Origin of the sequence: Aggregatibacter segnis ATCC 33393, assembly GCF_900476035.1 — a bacterium.
Lineage (GTDB): Bacteria > Pseudomonadota > Gammaproteobacteria > Enterobacterales > Pasteurellaceae > Aggregatibacter > Aggregatibacter segnis.
On sequence record NZ_LS483443.1, the window covers coordinates 1,148,233 to 1,169,678 of the forward strand.

At 43.9% G+C, this 21,446-nt stretch carries 16 protein-coding genes; 11 read left to right on the forward strand and 5 right to left on the reverse strand.

Translation table 11 applies throughout. From position 1 onward, the window contains the following. The 10 genes from mscK (at position 1) to DQN58_RS05755 (ending at position 12,214) form a co-directional block, all read left to right on the forward strand. Positions 1-3,327 (forward strand): mechanosensitive channel MscK, encoded by a 3,327-nt coding sequence (gene mscK / locus DQN58_RS05710; protein WP_006717631.1) that lies wholly within the window; start codon positions 1-3, stop codon positions 3,325-3,327. Positions 3,328-3,349: 22 nt separating this feature from the next. After that, on the forward strand, positions 3,350-4,423 hold the full coding sequence (aroC, locus tag DQN58_RS05715; protein WP_006717633.1) for a chorismate synthase: 1,074 nt from the start codon (positions 3,350-3,352) through the stop codon (positions 4,421-4,423). 20 nt (positions 4,424-4,443) lie between these two features. Further along, positions 4,444-5,316: a penicillin-insensitive murein endopeptidase gene (mepA, locus tag DQN58_RS05720; protein ID WP_006717635.1), complete on the forward strand. Its 873-nt coding sequence runs from the start codon at positions 4,444-4,446 to the stop codon at positions 5,314-5,316. 3 nt (positions 5,317-5,319) lie between these two features. Then, on the forward strand, positions 5,320-6,087 hold the full coding sequence (locus DQN58_RS05725; protein ID WP_006717637.1) for a TSUP family transporter: 768 nt from the start codon (positions 5,320-5,322) through the stop codon (positions 6,085-6,087). A gap of 36 nt (positions 6,088-6,123) precedes the next feature. Next, positions 6,124-7,080, forward strand: a complete 957-nt coding sequence (lpxM, locus tag DQN58_RS05730; RefSeq protein ID WP_006717640.1) for a lauroyl-Kdo(2)-lipid IV(A) myristoyltransferase — start codon at positions 6,124-6,126, stop codon at positions 7,078-7,080. A 21-nt stretch (positions 7,081-7,101) separates the two neighbouring features. After that, positions 7,102-7,713: an adenine phosphoribosyltransferase gene (gene apt / locus DQN58_RS05735; RefSeq protein ID WP_006717642.1), complete on the forward strand. Its 612-nt coding sequence runs from the start codon at positions 7,102-7,104 to the stop codon at positions 7,711-7,713. Between the two features lie 25 nt (positions 7,714-7,738). Continuing rightward, positions 7,739-9,784, forward strand: a complete 2,046-nt coding sequence (dnaX, locus tag DQN58_RS05740; protein WP_006717644.1) for a DNA polymerase III subunit gamma/tau — start codon at positions 7,739-7,741, stop codon at positions 9,782-9,784. Beyond that, entirely contained in the window at positions 9,784-10,662 is an 879-nt protein-coding gene (locus DQN58_RS05745) for an endonuclease/exonuclease/phosphatase family protein (RefSeq protein WP_006717646.1), read from the forward strand. Before dnaX ends, DQN58_RS05745 begins: the two co-directional genes overlap by 1 nt. 117 nt (positions 10,663-10,779) lie before the next feature. Next, a complete protein-coding gene (locus DQN58_RS05750; RefSeq protein ID WP_006717647.1) occupies positions 10,780-11,496 on the forward strand; it encodes a YwiC-like family protein in 717 nt (238 codons plus the stop codon). Further along, positions 11,483-12,214, forward strand: a complete 732-nt coding sequence (locus DQN58_RS05755) for a tetratricopeptide repeat protein (protein WP_006717649.1) — start codon at positions 11,483-11,485, stop codon at positions 12,212-12,214. Before DQN58_RS05750 ends, DQN58_RS05755 begins: the two co-directional genes overlap by 14 nt. A 143-nt stretch (positions 12,215-12,357) precedes the next feature. On the opposite strand, the gene parC is transcribed toward DQN58_RS05755, so the two are convergent. The 3 genes from parC to DQN58_RS05770 all read right to left on the reverse strand — a co-directional run bounded on the left by parC (position 12,358) and on the right by DQN58_RS05770 (position 17,957). After that, positions 12,358-14,610: a DNA topoisomerase IV subunit A gene (gene parC / locus DQN58_RS05760; protein ID WP_006717651.1), complete on the reverse strand. Its 2,253-nt coding sequence runs from the start codon at positions 14,608-14,610 to the stop codon at positions 12,358-12,360. A 160-nt stretch (positions 14,611-14,770) separates the two neighbouring features. Then, complete coding sequence (gene parE / locus DQN58_RS05765) at positions 14,771-16,669, reverse strand: DNA topoisomerase IV subunit B (protein WP_032997817.1); 1,899 nt, start codon at positions 16,667-16,669, stop codon at positions 14,771-14,773. Positions 16,670-16,793: 124 nt separating this feature from the next. Next, positions 16,794-17,957, reverse strand: a complete 1,164-nt coding sequence (locus DQN58_RS05770) for a cytochrome-c peroxidase (RefSeq protein ID WP_032998109.1) — start codon at positions 17,955-17,957, stop codon at positions 16,794-16,796. Between the two features lie 195 nt (positions 17,958-18,152). On the opposite strand from DQN58_RS05770, the gene ytfE reads away from it, so the two are divergent. Continuing rightward, positions 18,153-18,830, forward strand: coding sequence for an iron-sulfur cluster repair protein YtfE (ytfE, locus tag DQN58_RS05775; RefSeq protein WP_032997818.1), 678 nt, complete (start codon positions 18,153-18,155; stop codon positions 18,828-18,830). Between the two features lie 86 nt (positions 18,831-18,916). Here ytfE and DQN58_RS05780 read toward each other — a convergent pair whose 3' ends face one another. Continuing rightward, a complete protein-coding gene (locus DQN58_RS05780; RefSeq protein WP_006717659.1) occupies positions 18,917-19,288 on the reverse strand; it encodes a DsrE family protein in 372 nt (123 codons plus the stop codon). 208 nt (positions 19,289-19,496) lie between these two features. Beyond that, entirely contained in the window at positions 19,497-21,167 is a 1,671-nt protein-coding gene (gene ettA, locus DQN58_RS05785; RefSeq protein ID WP_006717662.1) for an energy-dependent translational throttle protein EttA, read from the reverse strand. Between the last annotated feature and the right edge of the window lie 279 nt (positions 21,168-21,446).

Sequence of the window (21,446 nt, forward strand, 5' to 3'; positions counted from 1 at the left end):
ATGAAAATAAAAACGTTTTTAACCGCACTTTGTGCTGCCTTATTTTTAAATATGGCGGTGTCACAAAGTGCCTTTGCCGATCAAAATACCCTGTCTTTGCCAACCGAAAAAAGTCTCAAGGCAGATCTTGCCGCAGCACAAAAAATGCCGGATGGTGATGAAAAACAAACGTTGGTCACAGACATTCAAACCTCTTTGGATTTATTGCAACAAATTCAAGCGCAGCAAAAGGCCAATGAGGCGCTACAAGCTACATTGAATGGGGCGGAAGCTGAGATTCAGAAGAATAATGCCGAATTACAAACGTTGAAAAAACAATTAAATACCGCCACAGCCGAGGATTATCAATCTCGCCACTTAGCGGATTTACAGGCTCAGCTTGAAAAATTAATCGAACAACAACAGGAAACGCAATCGGCGTTAGGGGCAGTGAATAGCCAATTGGCGGGGCAAAGCTCAGTATCCGAGCGGGCGCAAGCCACATTAACCGCCAATTTGAAGCGTGCGCAAGAGCTTAATCAAAAGCTTGGCGATAGTACGACTTCAGCAGCATTGAAACAGCAGGCTCAGTTAGAGTTACAACTGATTGATCTGAAAAATAATTACAATCAAATTTTGTTGAAAAACAGCGATCAGTTGACGGTGTTATATCAAAGCCGTTATGACTTATTAAACGCTCGTGCGCAAGTGCTACAACAACAGATTGCAGCCATTCAAGAGGCGATTAATCAACAGCATTTGGCACAAACACAAAATCAGGTTGATCAAGTACAGCAACAAAGTCAAAGTGCGGTCAAAAATAATTATATTCAGAAAGAATTGGAGCGTAATGCGCAACTGAGCCAATTTTTATTGGAACAAACGGAAAAAACCAACGCCTTGACGCAAGATGAATTGCGTATGCGTAGTGTGTTGGATAGCTTAACCCAAACGCAGCGCACCATTGATGAGCAAATTAGTGCGTTGCAAGGCACATTAGTGCTATCACGGATTATTCAACAACAAAAACAAAAATTACCGACAAACTTGAATATCCAAGAATTATCAAAACAAATTGCCGATTTGCGTGTACAAATTTTTGATATGACCCAACGCCGTAATGAGTTATACGATTTAGATGCTTACTTAGCGAAAGTTCAAGCGGATCAGAATCAAACCTTTACTGAGGCGGAAAAAACACAGCTCATCAATTTGTTGACAGAGCGCCGTAAAATTGCTTCAGATGTGATTAAGTCCTTAAATAATCAGCTGAATTTAGCGATTTCTTTAGAATTGACACAGCAACAAATTACGCAAATCAGTGATCAAATTCAAGCCAAATTGGATCAACAAAGCTTTTGGGTAAAAAGCAATAACCCGATTAATTTAGCGTGGTTTAAGAATTTACCTATGTCGCTTGGCGAGCAACTTGAGGGAATCAGTAAAAAATTAGGTTTTCCGAGTAATTTTGATAATTTGCCTTATTTGCTGACCTATGTGGCGATTTTAGTGCTTATTGGTGGCATTATCTTTAGATTTAAAACCTTTATTAAACAAAAATTAGCCTCTATCAACAGTGAAATTAATCGCCTTAGAACCGATAGCCAGTGGCACACCCCTATGGCGTTATTGTTTACCGGCATTATTTCGTTATCGTCAACATTATGGTTCTTGGCCGTTTGTCAGTTGTTTGGTTTCTTCTTCGTGAGAAACCCTGCGGAATTTTGGCAGTGGTCGTTGAGTATGGCGGCGTATTGGTGGTTTTTTACTTTTGTCCTTGCGGTGTTACGTCCAAATGGCATTTTGGTACACCACTTCGGTTTCACGCAGGATGCGGCTGAAAAACTGCAAGCCATTACAAAACGCATCATTGTTACCGTGGTGTTGTTATTGAATACTTCGGTATTTAGTGACGTAATGGAAAGCGGTTTGGCGGATGATGTGCTTGGAGAAGTGAATACCATCATCGCATTAGTTTTCTGTATCGTCATCATTGCACCACGTTTTAGCAAAGCGTCAAAAGCCTTTGGTCAAACAAGCCACGATCATCGCGATAAACTGCTTTTAAAAATTGTCCGCATCTTGTTGCAATTAGTGCCGGTCGGGTTAATCGTATTGGTGGTTCTCGGTTATTACTACACGGCACTAAACTTAATTAATCATATGATTAACACCTACATCGCTTGGGTGGTTTGGTCGTTGGCGCGCCATACGATATACCGTGCGATCACAGTATCTTCTCAGCGTTTGGCTTATCGTCGTTTACAAGAAAAACGTCAGCAAAAAGCGGCTGAGTTGAATGATGGTTCGCCTTCCGATGATGTTGTGGTGGTGAGCGAGCAAGAAGAAGGCATGGCGGTCAACCAAGTGCGCAGTCAGTTGTTACGTTTTGCCGATTTATTCATTTGGACGGCATTGTTTGCGATTCTCTATTATGTGTGGTCGGATTTAGTCACCGTAGCAAGTTACTTACGCGACATTACCTTATGGCAGCAAACAACGACAACAGAAGCCGGTGTGGTAACCGAAAGTATTTCGCTGTTTAACTTACTTGTTGCGTTAGTGATTATCGGTATTACTTACATTTTAGTGCGCAACTTGCCGGGGATTTTAGAAGTGTTGATCTTCTCCCGCGTGAAGTTATCACAAGGTACGCCTTATACTATCAACACGTTATTGACGTACACGTTAGTTGCCATTGGTGGGGCTTGGGCTTTTGCCACCTTGGGCATGTCATGGTCAAAATTGCAGTGGTTATTCGCCGCACTTTCTGTAGGTCTCGGTTTTGGTATGCAGGAAATTTTTGCGAACTTCGTGTCGGGTATCATTCTCTTATTTGAACGTCCGATTCGGGTTGGTGATACCGTGACCATTAACGATGTGACCGGCACGGTAGCGAAAATCCGTATTCGTGCGATTACGATTATCGATCCTGATCGTAAGGAAGTCATTGTACCAAATAAATCTTTCGTGACCGGACAGGTCATTAACTGGGCATTGTCTAACACGATTACTCGTGTGGTGATTTCCATTGGGGTGGCATATGGCTCTGATTTAGACTTGGTCAAACGTTTATTGCTAAAAGCGGCCTCAGAACAAGCTAATATTATGAAAGATCCGGAACCGCGCGCCTTATTCCTCAGTTTTGGCGCTAGCACTTTGGATCATGAATTACGAGTTTATGTTTCTCAAGTCTCTGAGCGCACCAATACCATTGATGCGTTAAACCGCCGTATTAACGAATTGTTTGCGGAAAATAACATTGAGATCGCTTTCAATCAGCTTGATGTCTTTATCAAAAATCAAGATACCGGCGCGATTATGCCGTTGGTGGAAGTGAAATCATAAATCGAATTAAAGAGAGAAGATTATGGCTGGAAATACGATTGGGCAATTGTTTCGCGTCACCACCTTTGGTGAATCTCATGGCATCGCATTAGGTTGTATTGTTGATGGTGTGCCACCAAATATGGCGCTTTCGGAAGCAGATATTCAGCCGGATTTAGATCGCCGTAAACCGGGTATCTCTCGTTACACGACGCCACGTCGAGAAGACGATGAAGTGCAAATTTTGTCCGGCGTCTTTGAGGGCAAAACCACCGGTACCAGCATTGGCATGATCATCAAAAACGGCGATCAACGCTCGCAGGATTATGGCGAAATCAAAGATCGTTTTCGCCCGGGGCATGCTGATTTCACTTATCAGCAAAAATACGGTATTCGTGATTATCGCGGTGGCGGTCGGTCTTCTGCTCGTGAAACCGCCATGCGTGTGGCGGCAGGCGCTATTGCAAAAAAATATTTACGTGAACAATTCGGCATTGAAGTGCGAGGCTTTTTAAGCCAAATCGGCAAAGTGAAAATTGCACCACAATCCCTTGAAAACATTGATTGGGCGGAAGTGAATAGTAATCCGTTTTTCTGTCCGGATAAAAGAGCGGTGGAAAAATTCGATGAATTAATTCGTGACTTGAAAAAGCAAGGTGATTCCATCGGCGCCAAATTAACTGTCATTGCCGAAAATGTGCCGGTGGGCTTAGGCGAACCGGTATTTGACCGATTGGATGCGGATTTAGCCCACGCTCTGATGAGCATTAACGCGGTAAAGGGCGTAGAAATTGGCGATGGTTTCGCCGTCGTAGAACAACAGGGCAGTGAACATCGTGACGAAATGACACCGGAGGGCTTTCTTTCCAATCATGCGGGCGGCATTTTGGGCGGTATCAGCTCAGGACAACCGATTATTGCGACCATTGCGTTAAAACCTACCTCTAGCATCACCCTTCCGGGGCGCTCAGTCAATCTTAATAACGAACCCGTAGAGGTGGTGACCAAAGGTCGTCATGACCCTTGTGTGGGGATTCGCGCCGTGCCGATTGCCGAAGCGATGATGGCGATTGTGCTATTAGATCATTTATTACGATTTCAGGCGCAGTGTCGATAATTTGCAACAGGGACACCATAATGAATAAGATTTTTCATCAACTCATCAAAAGTGCGGTCATTTTTAGCAGCGTTTTTTTTGCGACCTCCACTTTTGCTGCACCACAAGATTGGCAACAGATCAAACGCCCGATTCCGGCAGAAAACGGCAAAGCCGAGGCGATTGGCAGCTATTCCAACGGCTGTATTATCGGTGCGGAACCCTTGCCTTATAAAGGCGAAGGCTATCAAGTCATTCGTATGAATAAAAACCGTTATTATGGTCATCCGGACATGATTCGTTATTTGCAACGTCTTGGGCAACGCGTCAAAGCGGCTGGTTTACCAACGATGTTGGTTGGGGATATTGCTATGCCGGGGGGCGGACGTTTTTTGACGGGGCACGCCAGTCATCAAATGGGCTTAGATGCTGACATTTGGTTGCGCATGGGCAGTATGTCTGACACTGATGCCTTGAATTCAGATGGAAAAGGTTTGTTGGTGGTGAATCGCAAAGCACAACGGGTGGACGAAAGCATTTGGACAGCAAATCACGCAAAACTGATTAAGTTAGCCGCGGAAGATCCGAAAGTGACGCGTATTTTTGTTAATCCGGCGATTAAGTTAAAGCTCTGTGAAACGGCAGGTTCGGATCGTGCTTGGTTGCATAAAATCCGTCCGTGGTTTGGGCATGACTCGCATTTCCATGTGCGCCTCACTTGTCCGCCGGGAGCACAACACTGCGAAAACCAAGCACCGGTGCCAGCCGGAGATGGTTGTGATAGCGAACTTTATTCTTGGTTTGAACCGCCAAAACCCGGGGCAACACCAAGTAAGCCAAAAGTCACACCGCCGGAACCTTTTTTGTGTCAACAAATCTTGAACTCACCAAATCGGAGTGAATGGTTGGAGTAAGGGATGGAATTCGGTCTTGATATTTTAGCCATTTTATTTGTGGTCGCTTTGGTTGCCGGTTTTATTGATGCGATTGCCGGCGGTGGCGGATTAATTACGATTCCGTCGTTGCTGATGACAGGCATTCCGCCTGCGGTCGCGTTGGGGACTAACAAGCTACAAGCTTGTGGTGGTTCCTTTTCCGCCAGTCTTTATTTTTTACGTAAAAGGGCGGTCAATTTTTCGGAAGTTTGGTTAATCTTGCTGATGATTTTCTTTGGTTCTGTCGCTGGAACGATTTTAATTCAGCTGATTGATGCCTCCGTCATTAAAAAAATTCTGCCATTTTTAATTTTAGCCATCGGTGTTTATTTTTTAGTGACCCCTAAACTGGGCGATGAAGATCGTAAACAACGCCTGTCTTATCCGGTTTTCGCTTTTTGTATCGGCACATTGATGGGTTTTTATGACGGATTTTTCGGGCCGGGCACCGGTTCGATTATGAGCTTGGCATGTGTGACCTTATTGGGTTTTAATTTAGCCAAGGCAACCGCCCATGCCAAAGTCATGAATTTTACCTCTAACTTGGCTTCCTTAATTTTGTTCCTTATTGGGGGGCAAATTTTATGGACGGTCGGTTTGGCTATGATGGCGGGACAATTTATTGGCGCCAATTTAGGCGCTAAAATGGTGATGACAAAAGGTAAAACGTTGATTCGCCCAATGGTGGTGGTTATGTCTTTTATCATGACGATAAAAATGGCCTTTGATCAAGGCTGGTTTAATTTTTAAGGGGATAAAGTGCGGTGAATTTCCGCAACGTTTTTTATGGCAGATTCTCAACAAAATATTCGTTTAACGGCACGTGTCGGCTATGAGCCGCATTTCTCGTGGTCTTATTTAAAGCCTAAATACTGGGGCATTTGGCTCGGTATTTTGGTTTTGCTGTTACTGGCGTTTATTCCTTTTCGTTTGCGCGATAAATTCGCCGCCAAGATTGGTCTGTTGGTTGGACATAAAGCGAAAAAGCAACGCAAACGTGCGCAAATTAATTTGCAATATTGTTTTCCGCAATGGTCGGAACAACACCGCGAACAGGTGATTGATGACATGTTTGTTGTATTGGCGCAAGTGATGCTAGGGATCGGCGAGATTGCGGTGCGTTCAAAAAAACATTTGCAACAGCGCAGTGAATTTATTGGCATTGAGCATATTAAACAGGCAAAAGAGCAGGGTAAAAATGTGATTTTGCTGGTGCCGCACGGTTGGGCGATTGATGCATCAGGGATTATTTTGCACACTCATGGCATTCCGATGACATCCATGTATAACCCGCATCGCAATCCGCTGGTGGATTGGCTTTGGACGCTGGCGCGTCAACGTTTTGGTGGCAAAATGCATGCGCGCCAAAATGGTATCAAACCGTTTTTGAGTCACATTCGACAAGGACAAATGGGTTATTATTTGCCGGACGAAGATTTTGGTGAAGAACAAAGCGTGTATGTGGATTTCTTCGCGACCTACAAAGCAACCTTGCCGGGCATTAATAAAATGGCGAAGTTGGCAAAAGCTGTTGTGATTCCAATGTTTCCGCGTTATAACGCGCAGCTGGGTAAATACCAAATGGAAATTCATCCGGCAATGACACTGAGTGATGATCCGCAGCAATCTGCTCGCGCCATGAACGCAGAAATCGAAAGTTTTGTCACCGAAACACCGGAACAATATGTATGGATTTTGCAGCTTCTGCGTACCCGAAAAAATGGCGAAGATCTTTATGATTAATGTTCGGCAATCTTGCGATTTATGATAATATGCGCGCCGATTTATAATTTTAATTTGTGTGAAAAAACAACCGCACTTTTAGGTAAAAAAATGGAAAAACAACTTGCACTTATTGCTTCCTCAATTAAATCCATTCCTGATCATCCGAAATCGGGAATCATTTTTCGTGATATTACCAGCTTAGTAGAAGAACCGGCGGCGTTTCGCGCGGCGATCGATTTGATGGTGCAACATTGCAAAGATAAAGGCATTAATAAAGTCATTGGGACGGAATCCCGTGGCTTTATTTTTGGTGCACCGGTGGCATTGGCATTAAATGTGCCTTTTGTGTTGGTACGTAAACCGGGTAAATTGCCGCGTGAAACCATTGCGCAATCTTATGAATTGGAATACGGACAAGACACCTTGGAAATTCATGTGGATTCCATTCAAAAAGGTGATAACGTATTGATTATTGATGACTTATTGGCAACAGGCGGAACCGTTGAAGCCACGGTTAAATTAGTACAACGTTTGGGCGGCGAAGTGAAGCATGCGGCATTCGTGATTAATTTACCGGATTTAGGCGGCGAACAACGTTTACGTGGCTTAGGCGTAGAACCTTATACTTTAGTTAATTTTGCCGGTCATTAATTTTCTAAACGGGCAGGGATAAAGCATGAGTTATCAAGTATTAGCAAGAAAATGGCGACCAAAAACCTTTGCTGATGTTGTCGGTCAGCAACATATTTTGACCGCACTTGCTAACGGCTTGCGTGAAAATCGCCTGCATCATGCTTATTTATTTTCCGGCACGCGCGGCGTGGGAAAAACCTCCATTGCCCGTTTATTTGCCAAAGGGCTAAATTGTGTTAACGGTGTGACTGCCGAGCCTTGTGGTGTATGTGAACACTGTAAAGCCATTGAAGAAGGCAATTTTATCGATTTAATTGAAATCGATGCGGCATCCCGCACCAAAGTGGAAGATACACGCGAGCTGTTGGATAACGTGCAATACAAGCCGGTGTTGGGGCGTTATAAAGTGTATCTTATCGATGAAGTGCACATGCTTTCCCGCCATTCTTTCAATGCGCTCTTAAAAACCTTGGAAGAGCCGCCGGAATATGTGAAATTCCTGTTGGCGACTACTGATCCTCATAAACTGCCGGTGACGATTTTATCTCGTTGTATGCAGTTCCATTTGAAAGCCTTGGAGCAATCCCAAATTGCCGAGCATTTAGGATACATCCTAAATCAGGAACAGATTCCCTTTGAGTCTTTAGCATTAGATAAACTTGCCAGTGCGGCACAAGGCAGTATCCGCGACAGCCTCAGTTTGACAGATCAAGCCATTGCAATGAGTAACGGCAATGTCACGCTCAATATTGTCAATGAAATGTTGGGTTTATTGGATGAAACCCAAGCCATTGAGATGATTTATGCCTTGCAACAAGGCAATGGCGAAAAACTCATGCAAGTTGTCAGTGAGGTGGCGAATAAAGCAGGTGATTGGGATGAGCTGTTGCGTGAAGTTGCAGAAAATTTGCATAAGATCGCAATGCAGCAATTATTACCACAAGCCTCGTTAACGGAAGCGGATCACATTAGCTTTTTAGCGAAACATATCGCACCACAGGACGTACAGTTTTTCTATCAAGTGGTGGTAAGCGGCCGGAAAGAATTAAGTTTGGCACCAACAGCGCGCATGGGCGCAGAAATGGTGTTATTGCGTGCGTTGGCGTTTCATCCGAAATTCATTGGTCAACCGCTAAACCTTGAAAACAGCACGCAAGAAAGTTCACCAAAAAATCCATCAAGTGCGGTGGAAAATCATGTTAAATCTTCTGGGCAAACTGCTTCAGCGGCAATTGAAATGCCAGTGGTTTCTCAGGCGATAAAAGCGCATTATCAAGATCGTAAAAAATCCACTACGAATGAAACCGTGGCAAAAAGCGCGCAACCTCAATTCACGCAATCGGCAGAACCCTTGGTGAGTTCGCCTGTACTTGGCGCATTAAACGGGTTAGACCAACTGGATGCGATGCCGAGTAGCCCTTCTCAAGAAAAAAAAAAGTCTGAGCGCCTAGCACAACATTCCTCTGAAAAACTGACCGCACTTTCTCATGCTTCTGACACCTTGGATGCTAAAAGTGCGATGGAAAATCCGAATGAATCGGAGAGCGAAGAAAACGATTCAGATGGGCTAGGCGAAGATTACCGTTGGGAGTGGAGCAACCCGGAGCTAGCACAGGTTGAACAAGGCCCCAAACCTTCGGACATTAAGGCCGCCATTCTGCAAGACATCACTCCTGAATTACAGCAAAAAATTGTCCATTTAACGGAAGAACAAGATCGCTGGGCACAGTTAATTGAACAAAGCGGTGTGGAAAATCTCACCAAAGAATTTGCCTTAAATACCTTTATTTGGACGGAAAGCGAAGACGCGTTTAAATTGGGCGTACGTTCCAGCCATGCACATTTGAATCAAGATAAGCATTGCAAATTGTTGCAGCAGTCGGTTTCACATGTGTTAGGGAAAACCATTGTATTGACCGTTGAAATCAATGATGACGAGCACTATCTCACGCCGACAGATTATCGCCGTAAAATTTATGCTCAATTACGGGAGCAGGCGAAACAGGATTTATTGCAGGATCAAAAATTGCAATTATTGGAACGCGAATTTGATTGTAGCGTTGATGTGAAAAGTATTCGTCCGGTGTAATGATGTTTAGAAAACATGCCTTTAAATTCCTCGCGTTTCTCATTTTTCTTATAGCGGCGATTACCGGTTATCTTGTTTATAGCTTAACGATTTTCTCTCCCGTCAATATTCACTTTAGCACGACGCCAAATCTCATCTATCATCCGATAAAAAAACAGGATGAGTTAATTTGTTATCAAGCAGAGCAGACTCCACCGGAAATACCACAAAAGACATTTCGTTTATTGGTTTGGAATTTGCATAAAGGACAAGATGCCGGTTGGCAAGAAGCGCTGGAGCGTTTTGCGCAAGAGCGGGATATTTTGCTATTGCAGGAAGTCTTAAATACGCAGGGGTTGGCTGCGCAATATTCATTGTCATTTCCTACCGCACTTTACGCGAGCGCCTTTGCTTATTTACAACAACAATCAGGCGTTGAAATTCTCTCTCAATTTGCACCGCACTTTTACTGTGCCGGCTCAAAACCCGAACCTTGGATTCGTATTCCCAAAGTGGGCGCGGCGATGAGTTTGCCTCTGCCCAACAGGCAAGCGCTGTTATTGGTCAACGTGCATTTGATTAATTTTGAAATAAACCCGACGGCTTATGAAGAACAACTTCGCACACTGATGCAGTTAGTTTCGCAACATCAAGGCCCGCTTGTGTTATCCGGTGATTTTAATTCTTGGAACGGTTATCGTATGCGGATCATCCGAGAATTGATAAAGGAATTCGGTTTGATTGAAGTCCCTTTTGCACAAGATCACCGATTACGTTTTTTAGGCAATCCGTTGGATCATGTTTTTGTGCGTGGGCTGAACGTATTAAATGCGACAACAGAACCAACGGAAAGCTCTGATCATGCCCCGTTGTTATTGGATCTGGAATTAGCCGATTAAACATTGAATGCAAGTTAGTTTGTTTTTCGTAATAAAAATAATTCGCAAGAGCTATGTTCATCTAAATGAAAAACCTCTAAAATTCGTAAACTTATTAACCAATCACAAGTCTTATTTATGAAACTATTGATTTCGAATCAACACGGTGCCATCGTCATGGCGCTCATGCCATTTTTATATGGAATGTTGCTCAGCAACCCGATTTGGCAACACATTTTCTTTTTGCTAGCATGGTTTTCCTTGTATTTAATGACCTATCCGTTTCTGAATTTATTTAAAGGCAGAAATTTGGAACTGTATATCAAATGGTCGTGGATTTATTTCTTCGCCTGTGTCATTTTTGCTATTCCGGTTTTGATTTATAACTGGCATACGGCGTTATTTGTGGCAGCCATGTTGCCGTTCGTGTTAGTCAGTATTTATTACGTTAAGCAAAAAGATGAGCGCGCTTTTTTAAATGATTTAGCGGGTATTGTGATTTTTGCCATTGCCGGCATGGGATCCTATTATTTTCCTGACCGCACTTTTGATGACAAAATTTGGCTAGTAGCGCTGTATCCGAGCTTATTTTTTATCGGTACGACCTTATATGTGAAATCCGTTATGCGCGAGCGTAAAAATCCGTTATATTTAAAATTGTCCATCGGCTTTCACGCTCTTTGTATTCTCGGATTTATTCTCGTAGATCAATATCTCATGGCGTTAGCATTTGTGCCGCCATTCATCCGAGCCATTTGGCTGCCGCAGAAAAAAATGTCGGTAAAACAAGTGGGCTTCACCGAAATCGGTATTTCCCTGTTGTTTTTTGCTAATTTGCTTTATGCCACTTTATAAAAAAATGATGAAAAAACGGTTAAAGCATTTTGCAATCGGTCTGGGCTTATTTAGTTTTTCTGCACTTGCTGTAGAAACGCCGGTTTTTTCCGTGGTTCAAACCGTGGAAGAAAGCGGGAAACTGTTGCGTAATGAACTTACGAATGATCAGCTAAGAGATTGGGGGCGAGCTTTTTTTCAACGCAATGATATGCCCTCCGTGTTTAATGTGATGTATCTTCTTGCATTGAAAGGTGATCGACGCGCACAGTTGGATCTTGGGCGACTTTATTTTCGTGGAGAAGGTGTCGAACAAAACTATGAAAAAGCCTATTGGTGGTTCAGCGAGGCCGCAGAACAGGGAAGCAGAATTGCGGTAACCAATTTAGGTATTCTTTACGCCGGTGGTTATGGTGTCAAAAAAAATCTTAACCACGGGATTTATTTATTGGAGAAAACCGCGTCAGCTAATGACTCACAGGCGATGCTCGTTTTAGGCACTCTGTACTATAACGAAATTAAAATTAGAGACTTTAATAAAGCTTTCAAGTGGTTGGAAAAAGGGGCTAAACAAGGTAATGAAGAGGCTATTTTCCGCTTAGCGTTAATGTATGAACGAGGCGAAGGAACAAAACGCAATCGACCGATGGCGATTTCTATTTATAAAGATTTAATCGCACAACAAAGCCGTTTTTCAGAGGAAGCAAAAGAGCGATTAAATATATTGAGTGATGATTAGCAAAGATAAAAATCCACCTTTTAAGGTGGATTTTTTGTTTGTATTACCGTGATAATTTCAATAAAAAACAACCGGAAAACCCACCGCACTTTTCATATAAAAAAGGACGCCAATCATGCGTCCTTTTAAATCTTAACTTAGTCTCATTCCTGCGGTGTCACCACTTCAATTTCCACATTGCTATGTAAGCCTCGCGGTAACTGCGTCCCTTTGCGACCCCGTTCAGCGCGGAATTTCTGTAAATCTTCCGGCTTCAAGGTCACTTTACGTTTTCCGGAATGGAAGACGAGGCTGGAATTTTCTTCAATTAACAATAACCGCACCAGCAATTCAGAACGTGCTTTTGCGTTGGCGGATGGAATTGTGACGATTTTGTTGCCTTTGCCTTTGGACAGTTCCGGTAAATCTTGTGCAGGGAAAATCAGCATTCTGCCGGCGGAGGTGAGTGCCACCAAAAGTGCGGTCGGATTTTTCAGTGTTAACGGTGGTAACACTTTGGCATTTTCTGGTAAGGAAATGAGCGCTTTACCGGCTTTGTTACGGGCGACTAAATCGGCGAATTTACAAATAAAGCCATAGCCTGCATCGGATGCCATGAGCAACGGTTGATCTTCATTTTCAATCAGCAGCTGATCAACGGTTGCGCCTGCCGGCAGGGTAAGTTTACCGGTGAGCGGCTCGCCTTGGGAGCGGGCAGACGGCAGACTTAGCGGATCCAGTGCATAACTGCGTCCTGTGCTGTCGATAAACACCGCCGGTTGATTGCTTTTACCGTAGGCATGCGCCAAATATTTGTCGCCGGCTTTGTAGCTTAAGCCTTGCGGATCAATGTCATGCCCTTTCGCACAACGCACCCAACCCATTTCCGATAAAATCACCGTCACCGGTTCTGTCGGCAGCATTTCATTTTCTGCAATGGCTTTGGCTTCCGCTCGTTCAACTAACGGCGAACGGCGTGGGCTAGCGTACGTTTTGGCATCTTGTTGAATTTCTTTTTTCAACAGCGTATTTAAACGGCGTTCGGAGCCTAAAATCTCTTCCAAAGATGACCGCTCTTTTTCCAGCTCCGCTTGTTCCGCTTGCAACTGATGTTCTTCCAGTTTCGCCAAATGACGCAAACGCAAGTTCAAAATGGCTTCCGCTTGTGCATCGCTTAAATTGAAACGTGCCATTAATTCGGCTTTCGGCTCATCTTCGTGACGGATGATTTCGATGACTTCATCAATATTCAAAAAGGCAATCATCAAACCTTGCAAGATATGCAGGCGTGCAAGCACTTTGTCTAAGCGATATTGCAAGCGTCGGGTCACGGTGGTACGACGGAAAGTCAGCCATTCGGTGAGGATTTCCAACAGATTTTTCACTGCCGGTTTGTAATCCAAACCAATCATGTTCATGTTGACACGATAGCTTTTTTCCAAATCGGTGGTGGCAAATAAATGCGCCATCATAGCATCGGTATCTACGCGATTCGAACGCGGCACGATCACAATGCGCACCGGATTTTCATGATCTGCTTCATCACGAATATCTTCTACCATCGGCAGTTTTTTCGCGGTCATTTGCTCGGCAATTTGCGCAATCACTTTGGATGGCGAGGCTTGGTGCGGCAGAGCGCTGATAATGATTTCCCCATCTTCTTTCTTCCATGCGGCGCGCATTTTGATAGAGCCGCGACCTTGTTGATATATTTTGCGAATTTCTTCTTTCGGCGAAATGATTTCTGCCTCTGTTGGGAAATCCGGGCCTTGTACTACGGTCAACAAATCATTCAAGGTCGTTTTCGGATTATCCAGCAACATCACTGCAGCATCGGCGATTTCATTAATGTTGTGCGGAGGAATATCCGTTGCCATCCCCACCGCAATCCCTGTCGTGCCGTTGAGTAAAATATGCGGCAAACGTGCCGGCAAATATTGCGGTTCTTCTAAGGTACCGTCAAAGTTCGGTTGATAATCTACAGTACCTTGACCGAGCTCTGCCAATAGAACTTCTGAAATTTTAGATAAACGGGATTCCGTATAACGCATCGCCGCGAAAGATTTCGGATCGTCCACCGCGCCCCAGTTGCCTTGTCCGTCAACTAATGGGTAACGGTAAGAGAAGGGCTGCGCCATCAACACCATAGCTTCATAGCAAGCGCTATCGCCGTGCGGGTGGAATTTACCCAACACATCCCCCACAGTACGGGCAGATTTTTTATATTTTGCCGCTGCATTCAGCCCAAGCTCGGACATGGCATAAATAATGCGTCGCTGTACCGGCTTCAAACCATCACCGATAAACGGCAAGGCGCGATCCATGATGACGTACATGGAGTAGTTGAGATACGCCCTTTCGGTGAAGTGGCGTAGTGGCATTTGTTCGATGCCTTCGTAGTTGATGGAGTCTGTCATGATTTATTTTTGCGTTTTATTTATGTCGATAATGTTCATTTAATTTATTGGTTTCGCCAAATTTCCCCTCTTTTGTAAAGAGGGGCGAGGGGGAGATTTAAAGTGCGGTTGATTTTTGAAATGTTTTGAGGTGTTTAAAAATGTTACCGCACTTTTCTTCTTACACAGCCAAATCCACTTGATCCCCTTTCGCTTGCAACCAGTTTTTACGGTCTTCAGCGCGTTTTTTGGCCAGTAGCATATCCATGGTTTCGATCGTTTCTTGGCTTTGTTCGCCTTGTGCTTCAAAGGTGAGTTGCACTAAACGACGGGTGTTCGGATCCATTGTGGTTTCGCGTAATTGCATTGGGTTCATTTCGCCCAACCCTTTAAAACGCTGTACGTTTGGCTTGCCTTTTTTCCCTTTCAGACGATCCAAGATAGCGTCTTTTTCACTTTCATCGAGGGCATAGAACACCTCTTTGCCTAAGTCGATTCGATAGAGTGGTGGCATCGCCACATACACATGGCCTTGTTCCACCAGTTTCGGGAAGTGGCGTAGGAAGAGGGCGCAAAGTAGGGTGGCAATATGTAATCCATCCGAATCAGCATCGGCGAGAATACAGACCTTGCCGTAGCGTAATTGGGATAAATCATCGTTGTCGGGGTCAATACCCAATGCCACGGCAATGTCATGCACTTCTTGTGAGGCTAACACTTGCTCCGGTGAGACTTCCCATGTGTTCAAGATTTTACCGCGCAACGGCAAAATCGCTTGGTATTCACGTTCTCGAGCTTGCTTGGCAGAACCGCCTGCGGAATCCCCTTCCACGAGGAATAGTTCGGTTAAATTGATATCTTGTGAGCTGCAGTCGGCGAGTTTTCCGGGTAGCGCAGGGCCGCTCACCAGTTTTTTACGCACCACTTTCTTCGCTGCACGCAAACGGCGTTGGGCGGAACTGATCGCCATATCTGCCAATAATTCGGCAGTTTGAACGTTTTGGTTTAGCCATAAACTGAAAGCATCTTTCACAACACCGCCAATAAACACCGCACTTTGACGGGAGGAAAGGCGTTCTTTGGTTTGTCCGGCGAATTGTGGATCTTGCATTTTAAGGGAAAGTACATAAGCACAACGATCCCATAAGTCGTCAGCGGTGAGTTTCACGCCGCGCGGCAATAAATTGCGGAATTCGCAGAACTCACGCATGGCATCTAATAAGCCTTGACGCAAACCGTTGACGTGCGTGCCGCCAAGTGCGGTCGGAATAAGGTTTACATAGCTTTCGCCAATGAGTTCGCCACCTTCCGGCAACCATAATAACGCCCAAGATACCGCTTCTTTTTCGCCTTTAAATTCACCGATAAACGGTTGTTCCGGTAAGGTGACTAAACCGTTTACCGCTTCCATTAAATAGTCGTTCAAGCCGTCTTGATAAAGCCAAGTGTCTTCGGTGTCATTCACTTTATCGATAAATTTAATTTCTAGCCCTGAGCACAACACGGCTTTGGCGCGGAGTAAATGACGCAAACGGCTGACGGAGAATTTTTCGCTGTCGAAATATTTAGGATTCGGTTTGAAATGCACAGTGGTGCCGGTCGTGCGACGACCGCAGGTACCGATAACGGTGAGGTCTTCCACTTTTTGACCATTTTCAAAGGCGATTTTATACACTTCGCCGTTACGTTTAACGGTGACATCAACTCGCTCGGATAAGGCGTTCACCACAGAAATTCCCACCCCGTGCAAACCACCGGAGAACGTGTAATTTTTATTAGAGAATTTACCGCCGGCGTGCAGTTTGCTCATGATCACTTCTACGCCGGATACTTTTTCCACCGGGTGAATATCTACTGGCATACCGCGCCCGTTGTCAGTCACTTCAATGGATTGATCTTTATGCAAAATCACTTCGATTTTCGTGGCAAAACCGGCAAGGGCTTCGTCCACGCTGTTGTCGATAACTTCTTGTGCGAGGTGATTTGGGCGAGTGGTGTCGGTGTACATACCCGGGCGGAGTTGTACCGGTTCAAGGTCTTTTAAAACGGTGATTTCGTTGGCGGAATAATTCGTTGTCATAGTCATTCATTCATAAAATCTTGGAAGCAAAATTGCGCGGGATTATAGCAAAAAACAACGGGATTTTTAACCGCACTTTTCGTGCTGAGAGAAGAGAAAAGTGCGGTCATTTTGGTGAGTGTTTTTACTGTTGTTTGAGCAGCGTTTCGTAGCGTTCGTCCGTTAAGGTCTTCAGAAAGGCTTCAAGGTCATCCAGTTGTTCGTCGCTTAACGGTGGCGCTTTGAGTTCTTCAAGATTCATCGTTGCGGCGTATTCCGGTGCTTCCCAAGGTTGCTGGGTTTCAGGATTCAGTTTACGTGCAGGGTTGTTAAAATGATCGAAATATTCCAACACGGTGCGCAAATGTTTAAACACGCCGTTGTGCATATAAGGTGCGGTGACGGCAATGTTGCGCAGGGTAGGTACTTTGAATTTTCCCTTTTGGCGTTGATCGCCGTTGACCATTGGGTTATCCAACAAACCGTTATCGATAAAATCCTGGCTGAGCTGATTATGTGCGATTAAACGCTGATTTTTAGGCACGCCCATGTTGTAGTAGCGATAATTGGTGAAAGTTTCTTCCTTATGTTCGGCATCTTGCGCTTGATGGCAGTTGCTACAGTTGGTTTTGGTGTTATCAAAAAATAATTGTTTACCACGTTCTTCTTGGGCGGTCATCGCATATTTACCTTGTAGCGATTTATCGTATTTGGCATCAAAAGGATGCAATAAACGTTTTTCTTGTTGGAATACAGCGAGGGCATCTTCCATGGCAGAATAAACACGATCTACACTTTCCCAAGTTTCTTTACCGTAATGTTGAGTAAAGAGCGTGAGATACATTGGTGTATTGAAAATTCGTTTAGCAACGGAAAGTTTGTCCGGCATCCCCATTTCCACCGGATTGATTGGCGGCCCGCCGGCTTGTTCTGCTAAGTTCTTAGCACGCCCATCCCAGAATTGACCACCCACATAATCCTGAATTTTTTCATCGTAATGAAATTCCGGTGCATAGCTTGCATAAAGCATGGTTGGCGCATTCCGCGTGCCGAACCGCGTCGGATCATCACCTTGAGAGACCATTTTGTCTGCGCTGTTTTCTCGTAAGTCCACAAAGGCAGTGTCCGGGCTGTGGCAACTGGAACAGTTTTGGTTGCCGTGTAGAGAGAGGTTGTTATCAAAAAATAAAATTTGTCCCAATAATGCCTTATCAATTCCGCCTTTCGGCATTTCGCGGGCTTCTTTTTCTAGCGCCAAGGCAGACATTGGCAGCCATGCGGCAAGTAGCATTGTAAATAAACGGTTCATGGTTTGTCCTGGTAATAAAATGATGTTCTTTAGCATACCCTTTTTTCCCTTTTTTCTGTCTTACTCTTTTAAGGTATGACTTTTGACCTGAATCATACAAAATCACTTTTTTTGAAAAAGTGCTTTATCTTCCCGTTAAATAGTTTACTATTTCAGTCGGTTTTTTTGTTATCCACAATTATGGGGGAAATTATTATGTCTTTTGCCGATAAAAAATTAAGTGAAATTGCGATTTCAATTCCGGGATCAACCGCACTTTTACGTGAATATGATTTAGATTTTTGTTGTGGTGGTGCCGATACATTAGGTGCTGCAGTAGCAGAGAAAAATTTAAATTTAGCGGAAATTGAAGCGCGTTTAACAGAATTGCAAAATAGTAAAAAACAGGACGATGAACAACGTTGGTTGACAGCACCTTACGCAGATATCATCGAGCACATTATTCATCGTTATCATGAACGTCACAAACAACAGCTTTCTGAACTTTTTGTCTTGGCTGAGCGAGTAGAATCCGTTCACGGCGATCGTGATGATTGTCCAATTGGCGTTGCGGCTGAAATTCAAAATATTTATGCCGATTTAACAAGCCATATGATGAAAGAAGAGCAAATTTTGTTCCCGATGATCAAAATGGGTAACTATGCGATGGCAAGAATGCCGATTCAAGTAATGGAACATGAACATGCTGAACACGGTGAGCATTTGGATGTATTGAAAGCGTTGACCAATAACTTAACGCCACCGGCAGATGCGTGTAATACTTGGCGTGCCCTCTATAGTGGGATTCAAGAATTTATGGATGATTTAATGATGCACATTCATACAGAAAATAATATTCTGTTTCCACGTGTGATTGAGGAAGGCAGCAGATAAACCCTGTTTTAACAATTTGACGTGTATAAAGAAAGCCATTAAATGCGATGTTTAATGGCTTTTTTATTTGTAACGATATAAAAAGATTAATTCAGTTGAAGTTGTCTTTGTGAAGCAAATAAGGATTCTGTAATAAAGCTGGCAGTCACAATTTCTGCTTCAGGATAAAGGCTTTCTTCGGATACGCCGTTATGTTGCATACAGGAAGAACACACAGCAATTCTACCACCTTTTGCAATAAAGGTATCAATGAGTTCACGAACCGGTTTGAACGGTGCGCCAATATCGATTTTATCGCCGTAACCTTTAGCGCCGAGATGAACGGCATCAGAAAGCAATAAAATAACAGTGTCTTTGCCTTTTTCTAGGGCGTTTATTCCGACAGTAAAAGCAATAGTAACATTATTTGGATCGCGCTCATGGGCAGTTAATGTAATTAATAAATCAATGTTTTTCATGATGTTTCCTCTACGTTTTGGCCTGTTAAATAAAATAATTTATATATTTATATTTTTTGATTTTAAAGAGTTTTATTTCATTTGGCTGTGATTAAAATCACAAAATGAGAAATAAGTGAAATGTGGTTGTAAATATGTTGAGGAAATATAAAAAATAACCCCAGATTCAATGAAGTCTGGGGTTAAGGGTAAAACAATAAAGGCTTACTTATTTCGCAATACGTTTATATTTCATGCGATGTGGTTGAAGGGCTTCAGCACCGAAGGTTTTCTTCTTCCATTCTTCATAATCGGAGAAGTTGCCTTCATAGAAGGTTACCTTGCCTTCATCACCGTAGTCTAAAATATGTGTAGCGATACGGTCCAAGAACCAGCGGTCATGGGAAATGACCATAGCACAGCCCGGGAATTCTAAGATAGCATTTTCCAATGCGCGTAAGGTTTCCACATCAAGGTCGTTGGTCGGTTCGTCCAGTAACAATACGTTACCGCCGGCTTGTAACAATTTTGCTAGATGCAAACGACCGCGTTCACCACCGGAAAGTTCACCCACGCGTTTTTGCTGATCCACGCCTTTGAAGTTGAAGCGTCCTACATAAGCACGGCTTGGAATTTCAAAGTTGCCGATGGTTAAAATATCTTGTCCGTTAGAAACTTCTTCCCACACGGTTTTCTTGTCATCCATCGCATCACGGAATTGATCTACGGAAGCTAACACGACGGTTTCACCTAAGGTGATGGAACCTGAATCCGGTTGTTCTTTACCGGAAAGCATACGGAATAAGGTCGATTTACCCGCGCCGTTCGCTCCAATAATCCCAACGATAGCGCCTTTCGGAATACTGAAAGACAAATCGTCGATTAAAGTGCGGTCGCCGTAGGATTTACTTAAATGCTGCACTTCAATGACTTTATCGCCTAAGCGTGGACCAGGTGGAATAAAGAGTTCGTTGGTTTCGTTACGTTTTTGATATTCGCCGGAATTAAGTTCCTCAAAACGGGCCATACGCGCTTTGCTTTTCGCTTGACGACCTTTTGGATTTTGGCGTACCCATTCCAATTCTTTCTCAATGGATTTTTGGCGGGCAGATTCTTGCGCTTGTTCTTGCGCCAAACGTTTTTCTTTTTGTTCCAACCAAGAAGAGTAGTTGCCTTCCCAAGGAATACCTTCACCACGGTCAAGCTCCAAGATCCAACCGGCAACGTTATCTAAGAAGTAACGGTCGTGGGTAATTGCCACAACGGTGCCTTCGTAGTCGTGTAAGAAGCGCTCTAACCAGGCCACGGATTCTGCATCCAAGTGGTTGGTCGGTTCGTCTAACAACAACATATCCGGTTTTTCGAGCAATAAACGGCAAAGTGCCACACGACGGCGTTCCCCCCCGGATAAATGCTCGATTTTGGCATCCCAATCAGGCAAACGTAACGCATCAGCTGCGCGTTCTAATTGGTTATCTAAATTATGCCCGTCATGCGCTTGAATGATGGCTTCTAATTCTGCTTGTTCGGCAGCGAGCTTGTCGAAATCTGCATCGGGATCGGCATATAAGGCATAAACTTCATCTAAACGCGTTAACGCACGTTTAACGTCACCCACGGCTTCTTCAATCGCTTCACGCACAGTTTGTTGCGGTTCAAGTTTTGGTTCTTGAGGAAGATAACCGATTTTAATGCCGGGTTGCGGACGAGCTTCCCCTTCGATTTCTTTATCAATGCCCGCCATAATGCGAAGCAACGTGGATTTACCTGCGCCGTTTAAGCCGAGCACACCAATTTTGGCTCCCGGGAAAAAGCTCAGGGAAATATCTTTTAGAATATGACGTTTCGGCGGAACCACTTTGCCTACTCGGTGCATCGTGTAAACGAATTGTGTTGACATAATTTTTCTCTGGTTAAGGGAAAAGTGCGGTCATTTTTATCGCTGTTTTTACATGCGGAATGACCTAAGGAAACAATAAATCATAAAAATCGTTGTCATGATTCTGGCGGCTCATTCTACTTGATGTTTGCCGTTGTGCCAATTTATCGCAGTAAAATTTTAGGCATAAAAAAACCTCTCCGAAGAGAGGTAGGAAAGTAGTTTAGCTATTTATGATTATTTTATTTAGGAACTTTATGAATATCAAGCAATCACTTGATGGTGCTGAATGTTATCGAT